Source organism: Streptomyces sp. ATCC 21386 (assembly GCF_018728545.1).
In the GTDB taxonomy this organism is placed as follows: domain Bacteria; phylum Actinomycetota; class Actinomycetes; order Streptomycetales; family Streptomycetaceae; genus Streptomyces.
This window is the reverse complement of record NZ_JAAVVL010000001.1, coordinates 2,792,866-2,818,155: the sequence shown is the minus strand read 5'-3', so window position 1 is coordinate 2,818,155 and position 25,290 is coordinate 2,792,866. Positions and strand designations below refer to the sequence as shown.

19 protein-coding genes are annotated in these 25,290 nt (G+C 72.1%); 6 read left to right on the top strand and 13 right to left on the bottom strand.

The genetic code is table 11. The features are described 5' to 3' along the window. Window positions 1-85: 85 nt before the first annotated feature. Window positions 86-2,362, top strand: a complete 2,277-nt coding sequence (locus GWK25_RS12300) for an MMPL family transporter (RefSeq protein ID WP_215449858.1) — start codon at window positions 86-88, stop codon at window positions 2,360-2,362. A gap of 110 nt (window positions 2,363-2,472) precedes the next feature. Here the strand turns inward: GWK25_RS12300 and GWK25_RS12295 are convergent, their stop codons facing one another. The 5 genes from GWK25_RS12295 to GWK25_RS12275 form a co-directional block, all read right to left on the bottom strand. Further along, window positions 2,473-3,417, bottom strand: coding sequence for a CDP-alcohol phosphatidyltransferase family protein (locus GWK25_RS12295; protein WP_215449856.1), 945 nt, complete (start codon window positions 3,415-3,417; stop codon window positions 2,473-2,475). Between the two features lie 260 nt (window positions 3,418-3,677). Next, window positions 3,678-4,868: a macrolide-inactivating glycosyltransferase gene (mgt, locus tag GWK25_RS12290; protein WP_215449854.1), complete on the bottom strand. Its 1,191-nt coding sequence runs from the start codon at window positions 4,866-4,868 to the stop codon at window positions 3,678-3,680. Window positions 4,869-5,137: 269 nt separating this feature from the next. Further along, on the bottom strand, window positions 5,138-6,421 hold the full coding sequence (locus GWK25_RS12285) for an ABC transporter substrate-binding protein (protein ID WP_215449852.1): 1,284 nt from the start codon (window positions 6,419-6,421) through the stop codon (window positions 5,138-5,140). Further along, complete coding sequence (locus tag GWK25_RS12280; protein ID WP_215449850.1) at window positions 6,421-7,254, bottom strand: carbohydrate ABC transporter permease; 834 nt, start codon at window positions 7,252-7,254, stop codon at window positions 6,421-6,423. The genes GWK25_RS12285 and GWK25_RS12280 overlap by 1 nt, the downstream gene beginning before the upstream one ends. After that, a complete protein-coding gene (locus GWK25_RS12275; protein WP_215449848.1) occupies window positions 7,251-8,198 on the bottom strand; it encodes a carbohydrate ABC transporter permease in 948 nt (315 codons plus the stop codon). The genes GWK25_RS12280 and GWK25_RS12275 overlap by 4 nt, the downstream gene beginning before the upstream one ends. Window positions 8,199-8,341: 143 nt before the next feature. On the opposite strand from GWK25_RS12275, the gene GWK25_RS12270 reads away from it, so the two are divergent. Then, window positions 8,342-9,205 (top strand): phosphotransferase enzyme family protein, encoded by an 864-nt coding sequence (locus GWK25_RS12270; protein ID WP_215449846.1) that lies wholly within the window; start codon window positions 8,342-8,344, stop codon window positions 9,203-9,205. 16 nt (window positions 9,206-9,221) lie between these two features. Here GWK25_RS12270 and GWK25_RS12265 read toward each other — a convergent pair whose 3' ends face one another. The 3 genes from GWK25_RS12265 to GWK25_RS12255 form a co-directional block, all read right to left on the bottom strand. Beyond that, complete coding sequence (locus tag GWK25_RS12265) at window positions 9,222-9,707, bottom strand: GNAT family N-acetyltransferase (protein ID WP_215449844.1); 486 nt, start codon at window positions 9,705-9,707, stop codon at window positions 9,222-9,224. Next, entirely contained in the window at window positions 9,704-10,426 is a 723-nt protein-coding gene (locus GWK25_RS12260; protein WP_215449842.1) for a 3'-5' exonuclease, read from the bottom strand. Before GWK25_RS12260 ends, GWK25_RS12265 begins: the two co-directional genes overlap by 4 nt. Before the next feature lie 148 nt (window positions 10,427-10,574). Further along, entirely contained in the window at window positions 10,575-11,822 is a 1,248-nt protein-coding gene (locus GWK25_RS12255) for an SAV2148 family HEPN domain-containing protein (RefSeq protein ID WP_215449840.1), read from the bottom strand. Window positions 11,823-12,148: 326 nt separating this feature from the next. On the opposite strand from GWK25_RS12255, the gene glgX reads away from it, so the two are divergent. The 3 genes from glgX (at window position 12,149) to GWK25_RS12240 (ending at window position 18,242) form a co-directional block, all read left to right on the top strand. Then, window positions 12,149-14,296, top strand: a complete 2,148-nt coding sequence (gene glgX, locus GWK25_RS12250; protein WP_215449838.1) for a glycogen debranching protein GlgX — start codon at window positions 12,149-12,151, stop codon at window positions 14,294-14,296. 168 nt (window positions 14,297-14,464) lie between these two features. After that, window positions 14,465-16,789 carry a malto-oligosyltrehalose synthase gene (gene treY / locus GWK25_RS12245; RefSeq protein ID WP_215449837.1) on the top strand — a complete coding sequence of 775 codons (2,325 nt, stop codon included), beginning with the start codon at window positions 14,465-14,467 and terminating at the stop codon, window positions 16,787-16,789. 199 nt (window positions 16,790-16,988) lie between these two features. Next, window positions 16,989-18,242 (top strand): M14 family zinc carboxypeptidase, encoded by a 1,254-nt coding sequence (locus tag GWK25_RS12240; protein WP_215457339.1) that lies wholly within the window; start codon window positions 16,989-16,991, stop codon window positions 18,240-18,242. 130 nt (window positions 18,243-18,372) lie between these two features. Here the strand turns inward: GWK25_RS12240 and GWK25_RS12235 are convergent, their stop codons facing one another. From GWK25_RS12235 to GWK25_RS12225, 3 genes are all read right to left on the bottom strand, one after another. Then, entirely contained in the window at window positions 18,373-18,780 is a 408-nt protein-coding gene (locus GWK25_RS12235; protein WP_215449835.1) for an SSI family serine proteinase inhibitor, read from the bottom strand. Continuing rightward, window positions 18,777-20,204, bottom strand: coding sequence for a M14 family zinc carboxypeptidase (locus GWK25_RS12230; RefSeq protein WP_251829716.1), 1,428 nt, complete (start codon window positions 20,202-20,204; stop codon window positions 18,777-18,779). Before GWK25_RS12230 ends, GWK25_RS12235 begins: the two co-directional genes overlap by 4 nt. Before the next feature lie 166 nt (window positions 20,205-20,370). After that, entirely contained in the window at window positions 20,371-20,922 is a 552-nt protein-coding gene (locus GWK25_RS12225) for a DUF1707 and FHA domain-containing protein (protein WP_215449831.1), read from the bottom strand. Window positions 20,923-21,124: 202 nt separating this feature from the next. On the opposite strand from GWK25_RS12225, the gene treZ reads away from it, so the two are divergent. Continuing rightward, on the top strand, window positions 21,125-22,870 hold the full coding sequence (treZ, locus tag GWK25_RS12220; RefSeq protein WP_215449825.1) for a malto-oligosyltrehalose trehalohydrolase: 1,746 nt from the start codon (window positions 21,125-21,127) through the stop codon (window positions 22,868-22,870). A gap of 128 nt (window positions 22,871-22,998) precedes the next feature. Here the strand turns inward: treZ and GWK25_RS12215 are convergent, their stop codons facing one another. Both GWK25_RS12215 and GWK25_RS12210 read right to left on the bottom strand, forming a co-directional pair. After that, window positions 22,999-23,937: an aminoglycoside phosphotransferase family protein gene (locus GWK25_RS12215; protein ID WP_215449824.1), complete on the bottom strand. Its 939-nt coding sequence runs from the start codon at window positions 23,935-23,937 to the stop codon at window positions 22,999-23,001. Between the two features lie 47 nt (window positions 23,938-23,984). Continuing rightward, the gene (locus GWK25_RS12210; protein ID WP_215449823.1) at window positions 23,985-25,097 is read right to left on the bottom strand and encodes an aminopeptidase P family protein; all 1,113 of its coding nucleotides are present in this window, start codon (window positions 25,095-25,097) and stop codon (window positions 23,985-23,987) included. Window positions 25,098-25,290 lie beyond the last annotated feature (193 nt).

Below are 25,290 nucleotides of genomic sequence, written 5' to 3'. Positions count from 1 at the left end.
ACGAGATGCCCTTATCCGGCTCATACCTTCGAAACGAAAGGTGGCGGCACGGGGTCGCCATCGCTTGCGAGGGGGCTGGCCCGTCATGGGGAACGGAGAGGTACGGGTGCGGGGAGTCGCCGCCCGGGCGGGCGGTTGGAGCGCCCAACACCGCTGGGCGGCGGTCGGGATCTGGCTGCTGTTCGTGGTGCTGACCATGGGGATCGGCTCGGCGATGGGCTCGGTCGAGGTCAAGGACAGCGATCAGCTCAAGGGGGAGACCAGCGCGGCGGCGCACATCGTCGAGGAGGCGGGGATCGAGGAGCCCGCCGGCGAGACGGTCCTGATCCAGGCGAAGGACAACCGTACCCGGGCCACGGACCCCGCGTTCCGGGCCGCCGTCGACGACGTGATGAAGGCTGTCGGGAAGACCGGGGAGGTCGCCGACGTGACCTCCCCGTACGACACGGGGACCATCTCGGAGGACGGCCGCAGCGCGCTGGTGCAGTTCGACGTGCGGGGCGCGTCGGACACGGCGGGCGAGCGGATCGAGCCGGTGCTGAAGGCCGTCGCGGACGTGCAGAAGGAGCACGGGACGCTGCGGATCGAGGAGATCGGCGGCGCCTCGATGATGAAGACGTTCGACGACGCGTTCGGGGACGACTTCCAGAAGGCCGAGTACTCGGCCGTGCCGGTGGCGCTCGGCATCCTGCTGATCGCGTTCGGCGCGGTCGTCGCGGCGCTGCTGCCGGTGGCGCTGGCGATCACCGCGATCATCGCGACGATGGGGCTGATGGCCATCGTCAGCCATGTGATCCCGATGAGCGACACCGCCAACTCCGTGATGCTGCTGGTGGGTCTGGCCGTCGGTGTCGACTACTGCCTGTTCTATCTGCGTCGTGAACGCGAGGAGCGGGCGGCGGGCCGGGACGCGCGGACCGCGCTGCGGGTGGCCGCCGCGACCAGTGGCCGTGCCATCATCGTCTCCGGTGTCACGGTGTGCGTGGCCATGGCGGGCATGCTGTTCACCGGGCTCGCCGAGTTCGAGGCGATGGGCCTGGCGTCCCTGATGGTCGTGGCCGTCGCGATGGTCGGTTCGGTCACGGTGCTGCCCGCGCTGCTGTCGCTGTTGGGCGGGCGGGTCGAGAAGGGCCGTATCCCGTTCCTGCACCCGGACAAGCGGCGCAAGAACGGCCGTTCCGGGTCCGGTGCGGAGAGCCGCTTCTGGAACGCCGTCCTGCGGGTGGTGCTCGCCAAGCCGGCGCTGTCGCTGGTCGTGGCGACCGGCGCACTGCTCGCCGTGGCCGCGCCGGCGCTCGGGATGAAGACCCAGAACCTGACCCTGGACCAGGAGTTCGGCGACTCGCTGCCGATCGTGCAGACCTACAACCGGGTCAACGAGGCCTTCCCCGGCGGCTCCGAGCCGGCCGAGGTGGTCGTCAAGGCGAAGGACATCGACGCTCCCGAGGTGCGGGCGGCACTGGCCGACTTCAAGGCGGAGGCCGTCGCCTCGGGTGCCTCGCGCGGCCCGGTGGAGATCAAGGTGCACGACGAGCGGAACGTGGCGTTCGTGTACGTGCCGCTGGTCGGCGGCTCCGACCAGGACAAGGCGGGAGCGAGCCTGGACAAGCTGCGCGACGAGGTACGGCCCGCCACGCTCGGCAAGGTCGAGGGCGTCGAGGCGCCCGTCACCGGACAGGTCGCGGGCAACCAGGACTTCAACGACCAGCTGGTCGGTTCCGTGGTCCCGGTCTTCGCCTTCGTCGTGGTGTTCGCCTTCCTGCTGATGCTGCTGTCGTTCCGCTCCCTGACGATCGCGGCGACGTCGATCGTGCTCAACCTGCTGTCGGTGGGCGCCGCGTACGGCATCCTCGTCGCGGTCTTCCAGCACGGCTGGGGTGCCTCGCTGGTGGGCGCGGAGGGTGTGGGCGCCATCATCACCTGGCTGCCGCTGTTCCTGTTCGTGATCCTGTTCGGGCTGTCGATGGACTACCACGTGTTCGTGGTGTCCCGGATCCGTGAGGCGCGGTTGCGGGGTCGTACGACGAAGGAGGCCATCCGGCACGGAGTGGTCACCACCGCCGGGGTCGTGACCAGCGCGGCCGTCATCATGGTCGCCGTCTTCGCGATCTTCGGGACGCTGTCCATGCAGTCGATGAAGCAGATGGGTGTGGGTCTCGCGGCCGCCGTCCTCATCGACGCGACGGTCATCCGCGGTGTGCTCCTGCCGGCCGTGATGGCCCTGCTGGGCGAGCGCAACTGGTACCTGCCGACGTGGCTGAACCGGCTGCCGGACCTCACCCACGACGAGTCGCCGGAGCCCGGACCGGGAACGGGGCCGGAGTCGACGCCGCCGGCCCTGGACCAGCGGGTTCGCGTCTGATCGGGGCCTGAGCGCGGTCGTGGGCCGGGGTGGCGTCGCCGCCCCGGCCCACGACCGTGTCCGCGCGCCTGCCGGTGCGCCTGTCCGTGCACCTCTCCGTGCCCGGTGGCTCAGGCCGCCGTGGCGACGTCTCCCCGGTCGAAGGAGTCGAGGGTCCGGGTGAAGTCGCGGGTGGAGAGCAACAGCTTGTAGACGATGGCCAGTTCGAAGACGAGCAGCAGGACACCGGAGACGATGGTCGCCGTCATCACCGAGTCGACGATCGGGCCGATCATGAAGACACCCATCTGGAACTCGATGCCGCTGATCAGATGCGGGCGGACCCGGTGGCGCAGCAGGAAGGACCGGACACGCAGATAGAAGGGGAAGCGTCGGCGGAACTCCTGGTGCAGGTCGACGACCTGGGCCTGCGGCGCCGCCTGGGTGACCTCGGCGGCGACCGTGCGCAGGTCCTGTTCGATGTCGGCCTCGGGGTTCTCGCGCAGCAGGTCCTCCATGAAGGCCAGTTCCCGCTCGTTCTCGGCACGGCGGGCCTCGCGGAGCCGTGCCTTGATCTGCTTGCGCATGGTGTGGCGGACCTTGAAGGTCTCCAGGGAGTTGATGTAGCGGAGCGCGTCGCAGCCGATGACGGCGGCGGCGAGCCAGATGTAGAAGGTCTCCCCCGTGCGCTGGTACTGGCCGGCCATCAGGGCCACCGAGCACGCCGCGACCCGGACGCGGTCGAAGACGAAGTCGAGCCAGGCACCGAACACGGAACCCTGGCCGGTGAGCCGGGCGACCTTGCCGTCCATGCAGTCGAGGATGAAGCTCAGGTGGTAGACGACGGCGCCGGCGATCAGCCAGCGCCAGTCGCCCAGCGCGAAGAAGGCGGCCGAGACCAGACCCAGCAGGAAGGCGCCCCACGTCAGCTGGTTGGGCGTGATCCTCGTGTACTTGGCGGTCAGCCGCACCAGGGGGGTGGCGACCGGGTCCACGAGCAGCACGGTCCACCAGGCGTCCCGCTTCTTCTGGGTGACGCGGCGCACTTCCGCGAGGTCGGGTATGTCTCGGCGCATGGGTCAACTTCCTGGCGTTCGAAATGAGTTCATCATCAGCTTGGAAGTCGTTCACCCGAGGCACAAGAAGCGCCGAACACAACCTTTCGGAGGGGGTAACGGTCGAACCCGGTAACAGAGTCAGTGCGCGTTCCGCGCGGACCGGACGTTATCTGAGCGTTACTGAGTGACCTGATCGTGACCTAATAAGTGCCGTGATTTCACGACAGGCGTGGAACCGACCGGCTTGCCCGGCTATCAGGGGGTTCTGAGGCCCCCCGTCACGGGGTTCCGAGTTCCGCCTCGATGAGGTCGGCGGCCCGCCGGGTGCCGCCCTCACCCGCCATCTCCCGCTGGATCTCCTTGAGTCGGCGCGCCACGTCGGGGTCGTCGACGAGGGAGAGGACCGCCTCGCGCAGGGCCTCGGCGGTCGCCTCCTCCATGGGCAGATGGCGGGCGACACCCAACGACTGGAGCATCTCGGCGTTGCCGAACTGGTCGACGGCCTGCGGCACGGCGACCATCGGAGTGGCGGTGGCGAGCCCTTCCTGGCTGCCGCCGGCACCCGCGTGGGTGATGAACGCGTCGGCCTGTCGGAGGATCGCCAACTGCGGCACCCACTCCCGCACCTCCACCCGCTCCGGGATCTCTCCCAGCTCCGCCGGGTCGACGTGCCGGCCGACCTGGAGCACCATGTGCCAGCCGGGCAGCTCACCGAAGGCCCGCAGGCACGCACGGTAGAAGTCGGGCTGCTTGGTGAAGGCCGACCCGAGCGAGACGAGCAGCACCTTCTCCGCGCCGGCCGGCCGCTGCCAGTCGCCCTGCGCAGAGCGGTCGCCCTGGCAGGCGCCGACGAAGGTGTGGCGGCTCTCGTCGACCCGGTCGGCGTTCGGCTGGAGCACCTTCGGGATGAGGACGAGGGAGCGGGCGGGCCTGCCGACGAACGGGTCGGGGTGCTCGGTGATCCCGTTCTCCTCCAGCCAGGCCCGGAACCGGGCGTAGTACGCCTTGCCGCGTTCCGTCTTCTTCGGTTCGGCCCACATGGGCTCGGCGACCTCTTCCTCGTAGCCGTCCCAGGCGACCAGGTTCGGGGAGAGGGAGATCGCCTTGACGCCCCAGCGGTGGGCGAGGACACGCGCCGGGTACGAGGTGATGTCGTGCAGCACGAGGTCGGGCTCGTCGCCCTCGTAGGCCGCGACGAGCTGCGGCAGGGCCTGGATCGCGTCCTCCAGGAAGGGCTCGACGTTGTCGAGGAGCGTGCTCCCCCACGCCTCGGGGTCGGCGTCGGGGCCGGGCAGTGTGGAGTCCCAGAGCTTCGGCTCGGCGCCGGTCTCGGCGACCTTCTCCGCGAAGGCCGGCGGGATCGCGTACGTGACCCGGTGACCGCGGGCCACCAGCTCGCGGATCACTTCGAGGCTCGGGTTCACGTGGCCGTGGGCGGCGATGGAGAACATGGCGATGTGGAAGGTCATGAGCCGACGGTATGCGAGACGAGACGTCTCGTGCAACTAGTTTGGTGGCAGCGGTGGGAGGTGCGTTGTCGGATGCGGTTCCGGTGGGGGCTTCTCGCGCAGTTCCCCGCGCCCCTGAAAGACAAAGACCATGGTTCCGGGGGCCTGCAACGCGACGGGGCTGCGGGATGAAAAGCACGGGGCGCAGCCCCTGCTTTTCAGGGGCGCGGGGAACTGCGCGAGAAGCCCCCACCCACCAGCACCCGACAACGCGCCCCGACGGCCAACCCTCACCGCTGATACCGCGCCAGCACCCGGTTTCCGTCGTCCTCCAACCGTTCCCGCAGCTCACCCAAGCCGATCGCCCCGCTGTAGTACTCCTGGTACGCGGGGGTGGCCACCTTGTCCTTCCACTCCGGATAGCCCCGCACGGACTGCGCGGGCGCCGGCCGGAGATGCCCGGCGAGCGCGGTCCCCGTGGCCCAGTCGTGCTCGGTGGTGCGCAGTGCGGGATCCCGGAGGGCCGCCGTGCCGGTCGGGAGCATCCAGTCGCCGAGGGCCAGCCGGACCATGTTCTCGGGACGCAGCAGGAAGTCGATGAACGCGGCGGCCTGCTCCTTGTGCGGGCTGTCCTCGGCGACGGAGAGTGTCTGCGGGCTGACGCCCTGGGTGAGCCCGTCGGCGCCGGCGGGAGCGGGCAGCACCTGCCAGTCGAAGCCCTTCGGCGCCTGCTGGACGATCTGCTGACGGTACGAGAAGCCGAGCGGCACCATCGCGTACCGGCCGCCGAAGAAGCCGGGCAGCGTGTCGGAGCCGCCCATGCCGAGGGTGGTGGCGGGCGCGCTGCCGTCGGTGTTCACCATGTCGCGCACGGTCTTGGGGACGACCGCGTCGGCGCCCTCGAACCGGACCTCGACCTTGCCGTCCGGGCCCCGGTGGAACAGCTGTCCGCCCGCCGAGAGGGAGAGGTTCAGCGAGGCCGACACCGGTTCCTTCAACGGCCAGGCCACACCGTACTTCCCGGCGCCGCTCAGCTCCTTCGCCACCGCGCGGAACTCCGTCCAGGTCCACGGGTCCTCAGGGGTCGGCAGACGCACCCCGGACTCGCGCAGCCGGTCGGCGTCGGCGATGAGGACGCGGGGCTCCTGGAGGAACGGCACCCCGTAGATCCCCTCGCCGAAGGTCGTCGTCTCCCAGCTGTGCCGCGGGATGTCCTTCCTGAGCCGCTCGGGCAGCAGCTCGCGCAGATCGGCGAGGTGACCGCCGTACGCGAAGTCCGCGAGATCGTCGGAGGCGTCGTGGATGATGTCCGGCGCCTCACCGCCCTCGAAGGAGGTGAGGAGCTGGTCGTGGACGCTGTCCCAACTGCCCTGGACGTACTCGACCTGGACGTCGGGACGGGCCGCGTTCCACTCCCGCACCAGCTCCTTGTTGACGGCGACCGACTCCGCCTGCCAGGCGAGGGACTGGAAGCGGAGGGTGATCCGGCCGTCGTCGGAGGTCGCCCCGCCGTCGGTGCAGCCGGCGACGAGGAGGCAGAGCAGCAGGGCCGCGACGAGCCGTCGTGCGCGCATCAGTTCTTCACCGCCCCGGCGAACATGCCGCCCGTGATCCGTTTCTGGATGACCGCGAAGACGACCAGGGACGGGAGCGTGGCCAGGAAGGCCGCCGCCGCCAGCGGGCCCAGGTCGGCCACCCCCTCCGCGCCGATGAAGTGGGTGAGGACGACCGGCAGCGTCTGTTTCTCCGGCGTCTTCAGCAGGACCAGCGCGAAGAAGAACTCGTTCCACGCGGTGATGAACGCGAACAGGGCCGTCGCCACGATGCCCGGCGCCAGCAGCGGCGCCGTCACCGACACCAGGGTGCGCAGCCTCCCGGCCCCGTCGACCGCGGCCGCCTCCTCCAGCTCGGCCGGCACCGCGCGGACATAACCGACGAGCATCCACAGCGCGAACGGCAGCGCCCACACCACGTACACCATGATCAGTCCGGGCACGGAGTTGATCAGCCGGAGGTTCTTCAGCACCAGGAAGAGCGGAATGATCACCAGCACGAACGGGAACGCCTGGCTGACCACCACCCAGCCGCTCGCCATGCGCGACAGCGTCGTGCGGTGCCGGGCCATCACGTACGCCATCGGGGTCGCGATCACTACGGCGACGACGGCCGCGCCGACCGCCGCGACCAGCGAGTTGAGCGCGGCCTCGAACAGGGGCTGCTCGTCGAATGCCTGCCGGAAGTTGGCGAGGGTCGGGTCCTCGGGGATCCAGGTCGGGTGGAGGCTGCCCAGTTCGCGGGCCGGTTTGAAGGCGGTGGAGACCAGCCAGAGGAAGGGGAACGCGAGAAAGACGAGATACGCGGCCAGGGCCAGGTACTGCCCGGTCCGTGCCGCCCTGCCGCTCCTCATGCGTCCTCCCCCCGGCGCAATCGGCCGACCAGCACGAACGCCAGGACGGTCGAGATCACCGCGACCATCACGCAGCCCATCGCCGCCGCGTACCCGAACTGCCCGTAGCGGAAGGCCTCCTCGTAGGCGAAGAGCATCGGCAGACGGGTACGGCCGCCCGGACCGCCGTTGGTCAGGACGTACACCAGGGCGAAGGAATTGAAGTTCCAGATCAGGTTGAGCGCCGAGACGGCGAGGGCGATGGGTCTGATGGCGGGCCAGGTGACCGTGCGGAAGCGGCGCCAGGCGCCCGCGCCGTCCATCGCGGCGGCCTCGTGCAGTTCGCGCGGGGTGTTCTGCAGCCCGGCGAGCAGCGCGACGGTCGTCTGCGGCATGCCCGCCCAGATCCCGACCAGTATGACGGCGGGGAGCGCGGTGGCCAGTCCGCTCAGCCAGTCGCGGCCGTCGCCCAGGCCCAGGTCGCGGACGGTCTCGTTGAGGATGCCCGCGTCGGGGTTGTAGACCAGCCGCCACATGATGCCGACGACCACCTCGGGCATGGCCCAGGGGATGATCGCGAGCGCGCGGGCCAGCCAGCGCAGCCGCAGGGGCTGGTTCAGGAGCAGGGCGAGGCCGAGGGCCAGCAGGAACTGCGGGACGGTGACCCCGACCGCCCACAGCAGGCCGATGCGGAACGAGTCCCAGAAGAGGGTGTCGTGCAGCAGGTCCTGGAAGTTGAGGGTGCCGATCCACCGGGTGGGCTCGGTCCGGCCGGACTGGGCGTCGGTGAACGCCAGCGCGATCCCGTACAGCAGCGGTCCGACGCTCAGCACCAGGATGGGGATCAGCGCGGGCAGCACCAGGAACCAGGCACCGTGGTCGATCAGGCGCCGGTCCCGGCCGTCCGCCGGGGTGCGCCGCTTGGCCGGTCGCGGGCGTTGCGGCTTCGCGGTCGCCAAGGTCATGTCCGTCATGGTGCTGAGGGCATGACAGGGCGTCAAGACACCGCGCACACGGGCCCGACCTGTGCGAATGCGAGACTGGCCGCTGGATGGCGTGAAGCCGACGCCACGAGCGCGTGTCGGCGGTACGGACAGGGAGGCGACGGATGGACGAGGCTCGGGCCCGGGACGTGGTGGTCGCGGCCGGCGTGCTGCCCGGTGCTGCCGGGCAGGCGCGGCTGCTCGCGCTGGGCGAGAACGCGGTGTTCGCCGCCGGTGACCTGGTGGTCAAGGTGGGCCGTGACGCCGAACTCCTCGACCGGGCCCGGCGCGAGGTGCGCATCGCGGACTGGCTGGCCGCGCGGGGCGTCCCGGCGGTGCGGCCCGCCGAGCCGGATGCCCTGCTCGTGGAGGGGCACCCGGTGACGGTGTGGCACCGCCTGCCCGATCCCGTACGCCCCGCCGGGCCGCGCGATTTGGCTGAACTCCTACGCCTGGTCCACGCCCTCCCCACCCCCTCCTTCGCCCTTCCCCGCCGTGAACTGCTGGGCGGTGTGGAGCGCTGGCTGCGGCTCGCCGGTGACGCGATCGACCCGGCGGACGCGGCGTACCTCCGGGAACGCCGTGACGGCTTCGCGGCGGCCGCGGCCGCTCTCGCCCCGCGTCTGCCCCGGGGCCCGATCCACGGCGACGCGCTCCCCCGCAACGTGCACATCGGCCCGGACGGCCCGGTCCTGGTGGACCTGGAGACCTTCTCCGGTGACCTCCGCGAGCACGACCTCGTCGTCATGGCCCTCTCGCACGACCGCTACGGCCTGCCGACGCGGGAGTACGACGCCTTCACGGCCGCGTACGGCTGGGACGTGCGGGAATGGGACGGCTGCTCGGTGCTGCGGGGTGCCCGTGAGACGGCCAGCTGTGCCTGGGTCGCGCAGCACGCGCCGAGCAACCCCAAGGCGCTGGCCGAGTTCGAACGCCGCGTCGCCTCGCTGCGCGACGGCGACGAGACGGTTCGCTGGTATCCGTTCTGACCCGCGCGGTGCCCGCTCAGACGGCCCGGAGTATGAGCGCCACTTCGTCGATCTCGGCGTCGCGGGCCCGGGCGAAGCCGCGCTCGTGGCCCGTGACGACGAAGCCGCACTTCTGCAGGACGCGGACCGAGCCGGTGTTGTCGGCGGCGGCGTGGGCGTACAGCGGACGGGTCGGGTCGAGGGCGATCAGCGCGGTGAGGGCGGCGGTGGCGATGCCCCGGCCCCAGTGGGCGCGGTCGATCCAGTAGGTGACCTCGCGTTCGTCCGGCGGGCCGTAGACCGCCGCGTTGCCGACGACCTCGCCGTCGGCGACCACCGTGCGGTTCAGCACCTCGGGGTCGGCGCGGAGCTTCGCCCAGTGGCTGTCGAAGAGCACCCGATCGTACTGGTACGCCCCGGTGAAGGCGGCGATCCGCCGCGCCTCGGGGTCGGACCAGTGCTCCCAGAACAATGGCAGGTCACTGTCGCGTACTTCGCGCAGGGAGATCTCCGTGGCGGTCATACCGTCTCGTCCTCCAGTTCGCGCAGCGGCCAGACCGCGTCCACGACCGCTTCCGGGTTGCCCTTGCGGCGGAGGAACGCCTGGAAATCGGTGGCCCACTCCGCGTACCACTCGATCTGGCGGCGGTGCAGCTCGGCCGGGCCGAGGGCGGCGACCTTCGGGTGGCGCTGGGCTATCGCACGGGCGAGCCGGGCGGCGGCCAGGGCGTCGGCGGAGGCGTTGTGCGCGGCGTCCAGGGGGACGCCGTACTCGCCGCAGACCGCTTCGAGGTTGCGTTTGCCCCGGCGGTAGCGCTCGACGGAGCGGTCGATCGTGTAGGGGTCGACGACGGGCGCCGGATCGCGTCCGCCGAGCCGGTCGCGCAGGGACGGCAGGGCGTACCGGCGCAGTTCGGCGGAGAGCAGGGTCAGGTCGAAGGCCGCGTTGTACGCCACGACCGGGACGCCCGTCCTCCAGTAGGAGACGAGGACGTCGGCGATGGCGTCGGCGACCTGGTCGGCGGGCCTGCCCTCGGCCGTCGCACGGGCGTTGGTGATGCCGTGCACCGCCACCGCCTCCTCCGGGATCTCCATGCCCGGGTCGGCGAGCCATTCCCGGTGTCCGACCGGCTCCCCGTCCTTGACCTCGATGACCGCGCCCGTGACGATGCGCGCCTCGCGCGGGTCCGTCCCGGTGGTCTCCAGGTCGAAGCCGATCAGCAACTGCCGGTGCCAACCCATGCTGGCCCCCCTCCTCGGTGGTGCTTTCCCCCAGTGACCACCACCATCGCACGGGCCACTGACAATCCGAGGGCCGCATTCCGCTACGCCGTGCGCCGGGCGTGGGGGCACGGCGTCGCGGCCCTCCGCACGGCCTCTCCCACGGCCGTCACGAGACCGGTCGGGAGTCCGCCCAGGCCACTTCGAACTCTTCGCGGTATGTATCGAAAAGGCCGACTTCGCCGTTCTCGTCCGCCTTGAGGACACGGTTGCCGCCACGCAGGACGAGGACGGGCGCCTCCATGCCCCGGGTGCGCCGCAGATAGGTCTGGACGACCGCGACCCCGTCCGTGCCGTCGCCGTCGACGAGGTACGCGGTGAAGCGCGGGGTCTCGTCGAAGACCTGGATCTCGAAGGCGCCGGGATCGCGCAGTCGGGAGCGGACTCGGCGCATATGGAGGATGTTCATCTCCACGGCACGGCTCAACTCGCCGCGCTTTATGCCGAGTTCGCGCTCACGTCGCTTCACGGCGCTGGAGGCGGGGTTGAGGAAGAGCAGCCGCACGCGGCAGCCGGACTCGGCGAGCCGGACCAGCCGGCGCCCGGAGAAGTTCTGCACGAGGAGGTTCAGGCCTATGCCGATGGCGTCGAGGCGGCGGGCCCCGCCGAACAGGTCCTCGGCGGGGAACTGCCGCAGCAGCCGTACCCGGTCGGGGTGGACGCCGACGACGTCCGCGTACCGGTCGCCGACGAGGTCCTCGACCGCGTCGACGGGCAACCGGCGCGCGGAGGGCACGTCGCTGCCGGCGCCCAGGATCTCCAGCAGCTTCGCGGAGGCGCGCTCGGCCTGGGCGAGGACGGCCTCGGACAGGGCCCGGTTGCGGGAGACGACGTTGCGGGTGACCTCCAGCTCGTCCAGGGCCAGTTCCACGTCGCGCCGCTCGTCGACGTACGGCTCGAAGCAGGGCCAGTGCTGCACCATCAGCTCACGCAGCTGCGGCAGGGTGAGGAAGCTCAGCACGTTGTCGTCGGCCGGGTCGAGCAGATAGCCCTTGCGGCGGCTGACCTCGCGGACCGCGACGGCCCGCTGCACCCATTCCTGCCCGGCGGGTCCGGCGGCGGCGACCACCCAGTCGTCGCCGTGGACGGGCTCGTAGACGGGCCGCAGCACGGCGGCCACCACGGCACGCAGCCGCTGCTCGACGAGGTTCAGCCAGATGTAGGCGCGGCCGGCCCGCTGGGCGCGCGTACGCACTTCGAGCCAGGCGTCGGCGTTCCAGTCCAGTTCCGGGCCGATGGAGCCCCGCTCCATCGGCCGCGCCAGGGACACCGCGCCGGGTGGGACATCCGTGGGGTCCCCCTCGTGACCCGTGTCGCCCGCGTCACCAGGAGGCAACTCCAGCCCTCCCGAGCCCACCCACGCACCGCCTTCCGCTCCCCCGAGCTCACCCCTACGCAACGATCAAGGAAGGGTACTCCGGTAGCGGGTGACGATACAGCCGGATGGACAGGTCGTTTCTCAACTACCGCACGTGACTTGGTCGTTCCGGGGCGCTACCGCGTGGGGAGTGAGCCGATTCATAGCGATCGGGCCACCGGGACCCGACTCGGGGGCCCTCGGGGCGTCACGATGTGTCCACTCTGGGCAGGAGGGACGTATGTCCTAGGAGGTTCCATCAGATTGGGGGAGACTCCATCCGGAGTCGCCCCCAGCGGCGCGCGACAACTGGAAGAGTCGTATCCATGCAGGTCTGGCCTGGACAGGCGTATCCGCTCGGCGCCACGTACGACGGCGCCGGTACCAACTTCGCGGTCTTCTCGGAGGCCGCGCACCGAGTAGAGCTGTGTCTGCTGGACGACGACGGCTCCGAGACGGCGGTGGAACTGCGCGAGACGGACGCGTTCGTGCGGCACGCGTACCTGCCCGGCGTGATGCCGGGGCAACGGTACGGCTTCCGTGTGCACGGCCCGTACGCGCCGGAGCGGGGGCTGCGCTGCAACTCCGCGAAGCTGCTGCTCGACCCGTACGCGCGCGCCATCAGCGGCTCGGTCACCTGGGGGGAGGAGGTGTACGGCTATCACTTCGGGGCGCCCGAGAAGCGCAACGACCTCGACTCGGCACCGCACATGATGACCTCGGTCGTGGTCAACCCGTACTTCGACTGGGGCGACGACCGGCGGCCCCGGACCGAGTACCACCACACGGTGATCTACGAGGCCCATGTGAAGGGCCTCACCATGCGCCACCCGGGGCTGCCCGAGGAGCTGCGCGGCACCTACGCGGCGCTCGCCCACCCGGCGATCATCGAACACCTGACCGAACTGGGCATCACGGCGCTGGAGCTGATGCCCGTACACCAGTTCGTGAACGACCACCGGCTGGCCGACATGGGCCTCAGCAACTACTGGGGCTACAACACCATCGGCTTCTTCGCCCCGCACAACGCGTACGCCTCCTGGGGCGACCGGGGCCAGCAGGTGCTGGAGTTCAAGTCGGCGGTCCGGGCCCTGCACGAGGCCGGGATCGAGGTCATCCTCGACGTGGTCTACAACCACACCGCCGAGGGCAACCACCTGGGCCCCACGCTCTCCTTCAAGGGGCTCGACAACCCGTCGTACTACCGGCTGACGGACGACCCCCGCTACTACATGGACACGACCGGCACGGGCAACTCCCTGCTCATGCGGTCCCCGCACGTGCTCCAGCTGATCATGGACTCGCTGCGGTACTGGGTCACCGAGATGCACGTCGACGGGTTCCGCTTCGACCTCGCGGCGACCCTGGCCCGGCAGTTCCACGAGGTGGACCGGCTGTCGTCGTTCTTCGACCTCGTCCAGCAGGACCCGGTGGTCTCCCAGGTGAAGCTGATCGCCGAGCCCTGGGACGTCGGCGAGGGCGGCTACCAGGTGGGGAACTTCCCGCCGCTGTGGACCGAGTGGAACGGCAAGTACCGGGACACGGTGCGCGACCTGTGGCGGGGCGAGCCGCGCACGCTCGCGGAGTTCGCGTCCCGGCTGACCGGCTCCTCCGACCTCTACCAGGACGACGGGCGCCGCCCGCTGGCCTCCATCAACTTCGTGACCTGCCACGACGGGTTCACGATGCGGGACCTCGTCTCCTACAACGAGAAGCACAACGCGGCCAACGGCGAGGACAACCGGGACGGGGAGAGCCACAACCGGTCCTGGAACTGCGGGGCCGAGGGCGAGACGGAGGACCCCGGGGTGACGGCGCTGCGGGTCCGGCAGATGCGGAACCTCATCGCGACGCTGATGCTGTCGCAGGGGGTGCCGATGCTCAGCCACGGCGACGAGTTCGCGCGGACCCAGGGCGGCAACAACAACGCGTACTGCCAGGACAACGAAGTGTCCTGGGTGCCGTGGCCCTCCGGTGCGGACGGGGACGAAGGCGACGGCGACGGCGACGGTCGGGTCTTCGGGGATCTGCTGGAGTTCACCCGGGCGATGGTGTGGCTGCGCAAGGACCACCCCGTCTTCCGGCGGCGTCGGTTCTTCCACGGACGGCCCGTGGAGGGCACGCACGACGAGCTGTCGGACATCGCCTGGTTCACGCCCGAGGGGCGGGAGATGGTGCAGCGGGACTGGGACTCCTCGCAGGCGGGGGCGCTGAGCGTGTTCCTGAACGGGAACGCGATCTCCGAGCCTGGTCCGCGCGGCGAGCGGATCAGCGACGACTCGTTCCTTCTGATGGTCAACGCGTCCGCGCAGCCGCTGGAGTTCGTGGTGCCGGTGAACCACGGGCCGCAGTGGCAGATGGTGGTGGACACGGGACGGGAGGACGCGGTGCCTGCGGACGGGCCGAAGGTGGCGGCCGGGGAGCGGGTGGAGTTGGTGGACCGGAGTCTGGTGGTGTTCCGGAGGCCGACGTAGGGCGGGGTTCGCCACAGGGGTGGCCGTTCGTTGCGGGGCGCGGGTGGTTCGTGGCTGGTCGCGCCCACGCGGCGGAGCCGCACATGGGCACAGCCCGCGCCCCTGAAAACCGCGCGTCCTCGCGTGTCAACGCGCTCCAAGTCTCGTATGGCGGGTACGTAGGAACCCATGACTTCAGTCGTGCCTGCCGCCACCTACCGGCTTCAGCTTCAGCCCGGCTTTCCCTTCTCCGCCGCCTCGGCCGCCGTGCCGTACATCGCCTCGCTCGGTGTGTCGCATCTGCACCTCTCCCCCGTGCTGGAGGCCGTGCCGGGGTCCTCGCACGGGTACGACGTGGTCGACCACGGGCGCGTGCGGGAGGAACTCGGGGGCGAGGAGGGGCTGCGGGAGCTGGCCCGGACCGCGCGCGACCACGGGCTCGGGCTCGTCCTGGACATCGTCCCCAACCACATGGCCATGGCGCCCCGGCACAACCGGGCCCTGTGGGAGGTGCTGCGGGAGGGGCCGGAATCGGCGTACGCGCGGTGGTTCGACATCGACTGGGAGGCGCAGGGCGGCCGGGTGCTGCTGCCGGTGCTCGGCGGGCCGCTCGGCGCGGAGATCGAGCAGTTCGTGGTGGACGGGCGGGAGCTGCGGTACTACGACCATGTGTTCCCGCTGCGGGAGGGCACCGAGAAGCTGCCGCTGCCGCAACTGCTGGACGCGCAGTGGTACCGGCCGGTGTGGTGGCGGCTGGCCCGCACCGAGCTGAACTACCGGCGGTTCTTCAGCATCTCCGAGCTGATCGGGGTACGGGTCGAGGAGCCGGAGGTCTTCGACGCCACCCATGCGAAGGTCCTCCGTCTGCTGGACGAGGGTGTCGTCGACGGGCTGCGGGTCGACCACCCCGACGGGCTCGCCGATCCCGACGCCTATCTGCGACGGCTGCACGAGGCGACCGGTGGGCGGTGGACCGTCGTCGAGAAGATCCTGGCCGACGGGGAGGCGCTGCCCGGGGCGTGGCCGGTCGCGGGGACCACCGGCTACGACGCGCTGCGGCACATCGACGGGCTGTTCACCGATCCGGCGGGGGCCGGTGAACTGCTGGGCCAGTACCGGCGGTTCACGGCCGCGCAGTCCGACCGGGGCGGGACCTGGGACGCGACCGTGCGGAGGGCCGCTTACCGGGTGCTCACGCACGAGCTGGTCGCGGAGGTGGAGCGGCTCACCCGGGTGGCACACCGGCTGTGCGAGCGCTCCCTGGACCTCTCCCTGCGCGACCAGGCGCCCTGGGCGCTGCGCACCGCGCTGTGCGAGCTGCTCGCACGGATGGAGGTGTACCGGCCGTACACCTCCGAGGACGCCTCCCTCGTCGTCACCGAGGAGGCCGCGGCCGAGGCGCGCGCGCTGTTCGTGGTGCCCGAGGAGGCCCGGTCGGTGGACGCCGTACGGGATCTGGTGCTGGGCCGGGGGGACGGGCCGGACGAGGTGGAGTTCCGGGCGCGGTTCGCGCAGACCTCGTCGGCGCTGCGGGCCAAGTCGGTGGAGGACACGGCGTTCTACCGCTATGTGCCGCTGCTGTCGGCGAACGAGGTGGGGGGCGATCCGGGGAGTCCGGCCGTGTCGCCCCAGGACTTCCACGCCTACTGCGCGCGGGTGCAGCGCGACTGGCCGGCCACCGGGACCGTGCTGTCGACCCACGACACCAAGCGCAGCGCGGACGTACGGGCGGCGATCGCGGTGCTCGCGGAGTGCCCCGGGCGGTGGGCCGAACTGCTGGGGGAAGTGACGCGGGACGGCGCGGGAGTGCCGGATCCGCAGCTGGCGTGGGCGGCCTGGCAGACGGCGTTCGGGCTCGGCCCCGCCGCCGAGGAGCGGCTTCAGGGGGCCCTGCTGAAGCATGTGCGGGAGGCCGGTCTGCACACCTCCTGGACCGAGCAGAACCCCGCCTACGAGGCGGAGGTGGCGGAGTTCGTCGCGCGGGGACCGGCCCTGGACGCCCGGGTCGCCGCGCTGCGCGAGGAGTTGGCGCCCCATGTGCGGGCGAACGCTCTCGGCGCGGCCCTGGTGCAGCTGACGATGCCGGGGGTGCCGGACGTGTACCAGGGGACGGAGGCCGAGTACCGGGCCCTGGTGGACCCGGACAACCGGCGGGCCTTCGCTCCGCACGAGGAGGGGTCGGAGAAGTTCCGGCTCACCGGGGCGGCGCTGCGGCTGCGCGGGCGGCGGCCTGAGGTCTTCGGGAAGACGGCGACGTACGCGCCGCTGCCGGCACAGGGAGCGGGCGCCGACCACTGTGTCGCCTTCAGCCGATCCGGCGAGGTGGTCACGGCGGTGACCCGGTTGTCGCTGCGGCTGGCGCAGGCCGGGGGCTGGGGTGACACCCGGCTGACGCTGCCCGCGGGGCGGTGGGCCGAAGTGCTGGGCGGGGGGCGTGAGTTCACGGGTGAGGTGCGACTGGCGGAACTCTTCGAAGCCCTGCCGGTCGCGCTGCTGGAGCGGGTCGAGGCGTGACGCGCGCACCGGGTGGCGGGACACCCCGTGCCGGGTGGCGGCATTCCCCGGGCCGGGTAGCGGTGAACCTCGTACCGGGGGACGGTGAATGCGACTGGGCGCCCCTGGGCGCCGCCCCTGCCGCGCGGGGACACTGGGTATGTCCCCCGCCCGGCCCGGCCGGGCGCGCGGACTCGGGTGTCAGGCGGACGGGACGGGGGTGGGTCTGCTGTCGGAGCTCGGTTATCCCACGGTGGCTGAACTGGAGTCGGCGGCACAAGCCCTGACGGCACGTCGGCCAGGGCTGTGCGCTCTGCGGAGCATCGGCTCCTCGCGTGCCGGCCGCCCGCTGCGTCTGCTGTCCGTGGGGCGTGCGAGACGCGCCGTCCTGGTCGTCGCGGGCGCCCACGCCAATGAGCCGACCGGCGGCTCCACGGTGCTCGCCCTGGCCGAACGGGTGGCTCGGGAGCAGCGGTTGCGGTCCGGGGTGTCCTGGCACTTCCTGCTCTGCGCGGACCCGGACGGCGCCAGCCTGCACACCACTCCCCTGCCGCGCACCCTGCTCGACTACCACCTCGGGTTCTTCCGGCCGGCCGGTCCGGAGCAGCCGGAGTGGTCGCCGTCCGTGCTGCCGCCGGACCGGCTGCCGCCCGAGACGCACGCCCTGATGGGTGTGCTGGACGAGCTGCGGCCCTACCTCCAGGTGACCCTGCACGGCACCGATCTGGGCGGCAGCTGGGTGCAGTTGACCAGGGACGTGCCGGGCCTCGCCGAACCGTTCGCCAAGTCCGCGGCCGAGCTGGGGATACCGGTGGAGAGGGGCGCGTCGGACGCCGCCGGCTGGCCGGTGTCCGGGCCCGGGGTGTTCGTGATGCCGCGGCCCGGCGGCCTCGCGGCGTACCCGAGCATGCCGGACGACGCCCGGCACAGCACCTGGTACCACGCTCACCGGTACGGCGGTCTGACGGCGGTCGTCGAGGTGCCGATGTGGGCGAGCGACCTGGTGGACGACACCGCCCCGCACCCGGCCCCGGCGGCGGCGCTGCGGCACCTGTCCCGGCGGCTGCTGACGGACGCGGGCCGGGTGGAAGGGGTCCTCGCCGAGGCGCTGCCCCGGCTGCCGGGGCCCGAGGGACCGCTGCTGCGGGCCGCCCGGTGGGCGCTGGCGCTGGTGCCGGGGCTGGCCCGGGACTGGAGGGACGGACCGCCCGCGGATCTGTCGACGGCGTACGTGGGCAGTGTGGACGCGTTCGGGCGCCGGCTTCCGCTGCGGGCGGCGGCGATGCTGCTGCGGGTGCTGAGGGAGGCCGGCGACCCGGGGGCGCCGCTCCTGGAAGGGCTCGTCGCCGAGTGGTGCGAGTCCTTCACCGAGCGGTTCCGCGCACGGTGGGTGCCGGTGGGCGACCAGGTCGAGCACCAGGTGCGGACGGTGTTGGCGGCGGCGGCGTGTGCGCGGGGTGAGATGAAGGGTTGAGATGAAGGGTTGAGGGAGGGTGCCTGGTGTGCGCGGTGCGCCTTCCGGGATGCCTCGTCATGTCGTCGGGCGGGTGCGGGAGCGTCGAGGCCGGTCGCGCAGTTCCCCGCACCCCTTCGGGGGCGCCCCGCTAACTCGACAGCGCGAACACCGCGCCCGTGCGGGCCGCCATCACGCACGGGTTCGCGAACGTCTGCTCGTAGGTGACCGGTCTGCCGCCCCACTGGCCCTCCGCCGAGGCCCTCACGGGGGCGTAGATCTCGGTGCAGATGGCGTTCCGGTGAGGGATGCGGGTGATGTCGCCGTCGGTCCGGCGGAGTTCCGCGCACGCCTCGGCGGCCCGGCCGTGGCCCTGGGGCGGGTCGCAGAGGAGGAGGGTGCCGCGGGTGTCGGAGGAGCGGGCGTCGCCCCGGGTGACGGTGACGTAGAGCCAGTCGCCCTGGACGGCGGTCGTCCGGTCGGGGGCGGAGGCGCCGAGGGTGAGGAGGGCGAGAGCGGCGAGCAGGCAGCCGCGTACCGCGTGGGTCGGGTTCGTCATTCCCGGTGCATCGGCACGGCGGGCTCGGAACTCCATCCCTGCTCACCCGAATGGGAATCCGCACGGCGGTCCGCTCGCGGGTCCGCTCGGGAATCCGCACGGCTGTCCGTGCAGGGCCCCTGCGAGGAGGGCCCGGACGGGTGCGGGCTGCCGGCCGCCAGTTCGAACGCGGCGAGGACCACACGGGCCTGGTACTCCGCCTGGCGGGCCACGGGGATCCAGCGGGCACCGTGGCCGTCGCGGTAGTCGGCGCACCACTCGTCGATCAGGCGGTCCAACTCGGGCAGTACGCCGGCCGGGTCGTGACCGGCTCGGGTCACCAGCTGGTGCAGCAGCCCGGCGGTGCGCAGGGCGACCCGGCGGCCGGAGAGGGCCAGGGTGGTGAGCCGGGCGGTGTCGAGCGGCGGCAGCGGCCGGGCGGTGGTGTGGACGTCGGGGTCCCAGGCGTCGGCGAGGCCCGGCCAGACCAGGACGTAGTCGTCGACCGGAGCGAGCATCCTGGCCGCGTCCGGGGTCCCGCTCACCGAGGGGCGGACGCGGGTGAGGAGGTCCTCCAGGAGCCGGGTGTCGTGGCGCAGGGCACGGCTGACGGTGCGCAGTACGGCGTCGGCGTCCGGCGCCGGGGAGGCGTCCTCGACGGCGGCCACGCCCCACATCGGCGCCTCGACGACGGCGGTGACCGTGCCGTGGCGGTGCGGGTGGAACCAGGTGGACTCGACGGCCGCCTCGGTGATGGCGGCGGCCAGGTCGCCCCGGCGCGGGGGCGGGATGCGGTAGACGGCGGGGCCGAGGCAGGGCCAGTACAGGGTGTCGTACGGTCTCAGCTCGCGGGGGATGCCGAGGCGGGCGGCGATGCGGGCGACGCGTTCGGGGAGGCCCGGCAGTTCCCGGGTGAGTTCGACGAATCCGCCGCCGACGTCGACGCCGTGCAGCGAGCACTGGAAGAAGGGCCGCAGTTCGTCCTGGAGGTCGAGCAGGCATCGGGTCTCCGGCAGCACGGCGCCGGCCGCGCCGTCGGGCAGCCATTCCGGCTGTTCCAGGAAGCCGGGGCGGAAGAAGTGCCGGAAGTGGTGGTCGAGGGTGTACGGGCCGCGGAGCCAGCCCTCGTTGCGGCGGGAGCCGTCGGGGTCGAGGCTCAGCAGCAGGTTCCAGGTGGTGTCGGCGGCGTCGCTCAACCGGGGGTCGGCCAGGGCCCGTTCGGCGAGCCGGAGGACGGTGGCGCCGCCCACGGGCTCGTTGGCGTGCGGGCCGGCGACGATCAGGGTGTGGCGGCTGCCGTGCCCGACGGAGAGCAGCCACATCGGGGTGCCCGCCCGTGAGGTGCCCACGCGGCGGAGTCGGGCGCGGTGCGGATGGCGGGCGACGAGGGCGGCGGCGCGGGCGGACAGCTCGTCGACGGTCGGGTAGCGGAGGAGTGGCGGCAGGGCACACCTCCACGAATGTGGTGCCGTCGGTTCACCTGGTGTGCATGGTGTAAGCACAGTCAGTCATGGCCGAGAACGTACGTCAACACCCCGCAAGAGAAGGAAGGTTGACAAACTCGCTGCGTAAATCCCAGGCCAGAGCTTTGTCGTGGGGCCGGTCACAAGGTCATTCGGAGGAGAGGCGGAAGACCATCCGGCCGAAACTCACCTGGTCGCCGTCGCGGACGACGGCCGCGCCGATCACCCGACGGCCGTTGACGGTGGTGCCGTTGGTGGAGCCGAGGTCGCGCAGGATCCACAAGCCGCCCTGCCGGCTCAGCTCGGCGTGCACTCGGGAGACCGTCTCGTGACTGAGCCGGAGCCCGTTCGCCGGGTCGCGGCCTATGCGCAGGGCGTGGCCGCCCGCCGGGTGCGGCAGCTGGAGCTTGGGGAGCCGCTCGGCCTGCCAGGCCCGGCGCAGCTTCACACCGAAGCCGGAGATCGCGCCCACGGTGCCGAGCACCAGCCGGGACCAGCGGTTCTCCACGGGCAGGTCGGCGGTGAGCACGGCGAGTTCGTCGGAGCGGCGGGCGACGAGAGCCAGCTCCATCCGCCGGATGAACGTGTCGTGCGACAGACGGCCGAGCGCGACACCGTCACGGAGCACCCTCAGCGCGCGGTCGCGCTCCGCGTCCGACAGCCGCGCGGGGTACGTGTGGAACTCGAAGGACGACGTCACGCGTGTGATTGTCGGTCAGCGGGGCGGGAGGTGTCCAGACAACCCGTAAACGGTGACCATCCGCGGACATGCGGGTGGACGACTGCGACTCGCGCGGCAAAAGCACCGATCCGAGCGCGCGACGATCTCGTTTGCTCCACGATGGACGAGCAACCCCCTGACTACCCAGGACCACGACCGGCAGCCGAGGGAGAACCGTTCCGTGCAGTTCGAGGTGTGGGCACCGCAGGCCGACCGTCTTACCCTCCACCGGGCGGGCGCCACGCACGCCATGGAGCGCGATCCGGGACGGCCGGGCTGGTGGACGGCCGAGGCGGAGGCGTCGGACGGCACACGCTACGGATTCGCCGTCGACGACGGTCCGGTGCGCCCCGACCCGCGCTCGCGCCGGCAGCCGGACGGCCCCGACGGACTGAGCGCGGTCGTCGACCAGGGGCGGTACACCTGGCGTTCGGATTGGCCCGGACGCGGGCTGCCGGGCGCGGTCCTCTACGAGCTGCACGTCGGCACGTACACACCCGAGGGCACCCTGGACGCGGCGGCCGAACGCCTTGGGCACCTCACCGAACTGGGCGTCACCCACGTCGAGTTGATGCCGCTGTGCCCCTTCCCCGGGACGCACGGCTGGGGTTACGAGGGCGTCTCGCTGTGGGCCGTGCACGAACCGTACGGCGGTCCCGAGGCGCTGAAGCGGTTCGTGGACGCGGCCCACGAACTGGGCCTCGGGGTGGTGCTCGACGTCGTGCACAACCATCTGGGCCCCTCCGGCAACTACCTGCCCGTCTTCGGGCCGTACTTCACCGAGCGGCACCACACGCCGTGGGGCGCGGCGGTGAACCTGGACGCGCCCGGCTCGGACGAGGTGCGGGCGTACTTCCGGGAGAGCGCGCTCGCCTGGCTGCGCGACTACCGCCTCGACGGGCTGCGGCTGGACGCGGTCCACGCGCTCAAGGACACCCGGGCCCTGCACTTCCTGGAGGAGCTGTCGACGGCGGTGGACGCGCTCGCCGAGGAGGTGCGCCGACCGCTGTTCCTGATCGCCGAGTCCGACCTCAACGACCCGCGCCTCATCACCCCGCGCGCACGCGGCGGACTGGGCCTGCACGCCCAGTGGAACGACGACTTCCACCACGCCCTGCACACCACGCTGACCGGGGAGTCCCAGGGCTACTACGCGGACTTCGCGCACGCGGGCCCGGCGGGCCTGGCGAAGACCCTGACGGGCGGCTTCTTCCACGACGGCACGTACTCGTCCTTCCGGGAGCGCTGCCACGGCCGCCCCCTGGACCGTACGAGCGTCTCCGCGCACCGGCTGCTGGGCTACAGCCAGACCCACGACCAGATCGGCAACCGCGCCCAGGGCGACCGGCTCGCTGCGATCCTCTCCCCCGGCCTGCTGGCCTGCGCGGCGGCGCTCGTCCTCACCGGCCCCTTCACGCCCATGCTCTTCATGGGTGAGGAATGGGCCGCCTCCACGCCCTGGCAGTTCTTCACCGACCACACCGATCCGGAGCTCGCGGAGGCCGTACGGCGGGGCAGGCGCCGGGAGTTCGCCGAGCACGGCTGGGCCGAGGAGGACGTCCCCGACCCCCAGGACCCCGCGACCCGCGACCGCTCCTGCCTCGACTGGTCCGAGCCCGCGCGCGAGCCCCACGCCCGGATGCTGTCGTGGTATCGCACCCTCATCGCCCTCCGTCACTCCCTGCCCGATCTCTCCGACCCCGACCTCTCCGACGTCAAGGTCGCCTTCGACGAGGAGGCCCGGTGGTTCGGCTTCCGCCGGGGCGACGTCCTCGTGGCGCTGAACCTGGGCAAGGAGACGGCCGAGATCCCGGTCGGAGTGCCCCACGCGCGGGTCCTCGCGGCATGGGATCCGGTGGAGGCCCCGGGGGCCGACGGGGTGCTGACCGTCGGTGGGGAGTCGTGCGTGGTGCTCATGGTGGCGTGAGGCGACCAGGGGCCGCAGGCCCCTTCGGGGGCGCGGGGCTGCGCGATCAGCCACCTCCGACGCGCGGCCGCCCTCCGACGCGCGGCCGCCCTGTGACGCGCGCCCCCGCACCCTGAGGCGCTGCTTCGTCAGTCCTCACCGCGCAGATCCGTCACCCTCTCCAGCAGGATCGGCTCCCACGCGCGACGCAGCCGGTGGCGGAGGACGGGAAGGGGTGCGGCGGCGCGCCCCTGAAGAGCCTCCGCGAGGGTGACGACCGTGTCGCAGCGGGCCAGCCAGAGCCCGCGCAGACAGGGGCGGACGCCGTAGCCGGCCAGCGTCGCGGCTCGGACGGCGGCCGGTGAGCCGACGGCCGCGGCGAGTCCGGCGATGTCCTCGGCGGGGTCGCCGACGGCCGCGTCGGTCCAGCCGAGCACCCCCCGGACCCGGCCGTCGGCGCTGACGACGAGGTGGTCGCCGGTGAGCCCGTGGTGGACCAGGACGGCGGCCGGCGCGGTCAGCTGCGCCGCCGTCGCCGACGTCAGCTGCCCGAGCCGCCCCGCGTCGAACTCGTCCGCCTCGGCGAGACGGCGCGCCGCCCGCCCAGCAGCCGCCCGCAGGGCCTCCAGCGGACGCGGGGCGAGCCGCGGCACCCCGAGCGCATCGGCCTGTCGCGGCGGCACCTCGCGCAGCCCCGTGAGGAGCGCCGCCAGGTCGGCCTCGCCCACGGCGGACACCTCGTGCTCCTCGGCCGTGCCCCCGGCCAGCCGCGTGTCCAGTGTGTAGGTGAGCCCGCCGGACCACTCGCCGTGCGCCACGCTCACCGGGACGGCGACGCCGATGTGCGGGCGGACCAGGTCCCGCAGCCGCAGTTCGCGTAGTTGCCGCCCGACGCCGTGCCGGTCGGTCACGAGGCGAAGGACGTGGCGGGTGCCGACCCACCAGGTGCTGTGCGTGTCGTCCCCGGCGACGGGTCGCACGTCGGGGCCGCCCGCGCCCTTGCCGCCGGGCCTGCCCTCCCCGTTCTTCAGCAGGGAACGGACCAGTCTGCGGACGCTGTCCGCGGTGGGTGTCGGTGCCTGGGTCATGGTCGCGCCGTCGTCCGGGGGTCAGGGGATCGGGGGTACGGGGAGGGTCACTCGACCACCGCCATCTCCCGCGATGTGGTGTTGAGACGCCGGCCGCCGTCCTCCGTGACCGTCACGATGTCCTCGATGCGGACGCCGAAGCGGCCCGGCAGGTAGACACCGGGTTCGACCGAGAAGCACATGCCGGGCACCAGGGGCCGTTCCTCCCCCTCGATCATGTACGGCGGCTCGTGGGTGGTGACGCCGATGCCGTGCCCGGTGCGGTGGATGAAGCGGTCGCCGTAGCCGGCCTCGACGATGACGGCGCGGGCGGCCCGGTCGACGTCCTGGCAGGCCGCGCCGGGACGTACGGCGCGGAACCCCGCCTCCTGGGCGGCCCGCACGAGGTCGTGCACCTCGCGCTCCTCGGCGGCCGGTTCGCCGACGTGGACCGTACGGGAGGTGTCGGAGCCGTAGCCGTCCTTGAGGCCGCCGAAGTCGAGGACGACCATGTCGCCGTGCCCGATGACCCGGTCGCCCGCCTCGTGGTGGGGGTTGGCGCCGTTCGGGCCGGAGGCGACGATGGTGAAGTCCACCTGGGAGTGTCCGAACCGCCGCAGCAGTTCGGCGAGATCGGCGGCGACGTCTCTCTCGCGGCGCCCGGCGAAGGGCACCTGCCGGATCTCCTCGTACGCCCGGTCGGCCGCCGCGCCGGCCGCCGCCATCAGCTCCAGCTCCGCGGCGTCCTTCACGGCCCGGAGCATGGGCAGCGCCTCGGTGAGCGCGACGAACACCGTGCCCGGCAGCAGACGCTGAAGGCCCAGCAGGTGCAGGGCCCAGGCGTTGTCGCTGACACCGAAGCGCCCGCGGGGTCCGAGGACGGAGACGGCCGCCTCGTAGGGGTCCTGGCCGTCGGTCCAGTCGCGCAGGGTCAGAGCGGGTCCGCCGGGTGCCCCGGCGGCGTCGGGGGCCTCCAGGGTGGGGACCACCAGCACCGGGTCCGCACCGTCGCGCAGCACCAGCATCGTCAGCCGCTCGGTCTCGGGCGGCCGGTGCCCCGTCAGCCACACCAGGTCCGGGCCGGGCGCGACCAGCAGCCCGTCGAGCCCGGCGTCCGCTGCGGCCCGCGCCGCGCGGCGCATCCGGGCCCGGTGGTCGTCGGTGGTGAAGGCGGCGCTCATCCATGCCTCCGTGTGCTCGGAGTTCCCTGGGGCTACGGGCAGCATCCTGCCCCTCCGCCGCACCGCACGCGAGCCGATTGGCGCGCGGCGTCAACTGTCGTACGACCCGGGCGTCGGCTCCGACCAGTGCGTTCCGCACCGCCGCCGAGTTCTCCCCCACCCCCCGCTCTAATGCTTGCGCGTTGCTTTTCCA

Coding starts and splice junctions, on each gene's coding strand:
- GWK25_RS12295 (WP_215449856.1), bottom strand. CDS start 3,417: ATGCGCCGAGACATACCCGACCTCGCGGAAGTGCGCCGCGTCACCCAG.
- treY (WP_215449837.1), top strand. CDS start 14,465: ATGACTTCAGTCGTGCCTGCCGCCACCTACCGGCTTCAGCTTCAGCCC.
- GWK25_RS12235 (WP_215449835.1), bottom strand. CDS start 18,780: ATGACGAACCCGACCCACGCGGTACGCGGCTGCCTGCTCGCCGCTCTC.
- GWK25_RS12210 (WP_215449823.1), bottom strand. CDS start 25,097: ATGAGCGCCGCCTTCACCACCGACGACCACCGGGCCCGGATGCGCCGC.
- GWK25_RS12275 (WP_215449848.1), bottom strand. CDS start 8,198: ATGACCTTGGCGACCGCGAAGCCGCAACGCCCGCGACCGGCCAAGCGG.
- GWK25_RS12260 (WP_215449842.1), bottom strand. CDS start 10,426: ATGGGTTGGCACCGGCAGTTGCTGATCGGCTTCGACCTGGAGACCACC.
- mgt (WP_215449854.1), bottom strand. CDS start 4,868: ATGACCTTCCACATCGCCATGTTCTCCATCGCCGCCCACGGCCACGTG.
- glgX (WP_215449838.1), top strand. CDS start 12,149: ATGCAGGTCTGGCCTGGACAGGCGTATCCGCTCGGCGCCACGTACGAC.
- GWK25_RS12280 (WP_215449850.1), bottom strand. CDS start 7,254: ATGAGGAGCGGCAGGGCGGCACGGACCGGGCAGTACCTGGCCCTGGCC.
- GWK25_RS12215 (WP_215449824.1), bottom strand. CDS start 23,937: ATGACCCAGGCACCGACACCCACCGCGGACAGCGTCCGCAGACTGGTC.
- GWK25_RS12285 (WP_215449852.1), bottom strand. CDS start 6,421: ATGCGCGCACGACGGCTCGTCGCGGCCCTGCTGCTCTGCCTCCTCGTC.
- GWK25_RS12265 (WP_215449844.1), bottom strand. CDS start 9,707: ATGACCGCCACGGAGATCTCCCTGCGCGAAGTACGCGACAGTGACCTG.
- GWK25_RS12300 (WP_215449858.1), top strand. CDS start 86: ATGGGGAACGGAGAGGTACGGGTGCGGGGAGTCGCCGCCCGGGCGGGC.
- GWK25_RS12270 (WP_215449846.1), top strand. CDS start 8,342: ATGGACGAGGCTCGGGCCCGGGACGTGGTGGTCGCGGCCGGCGTGCTG.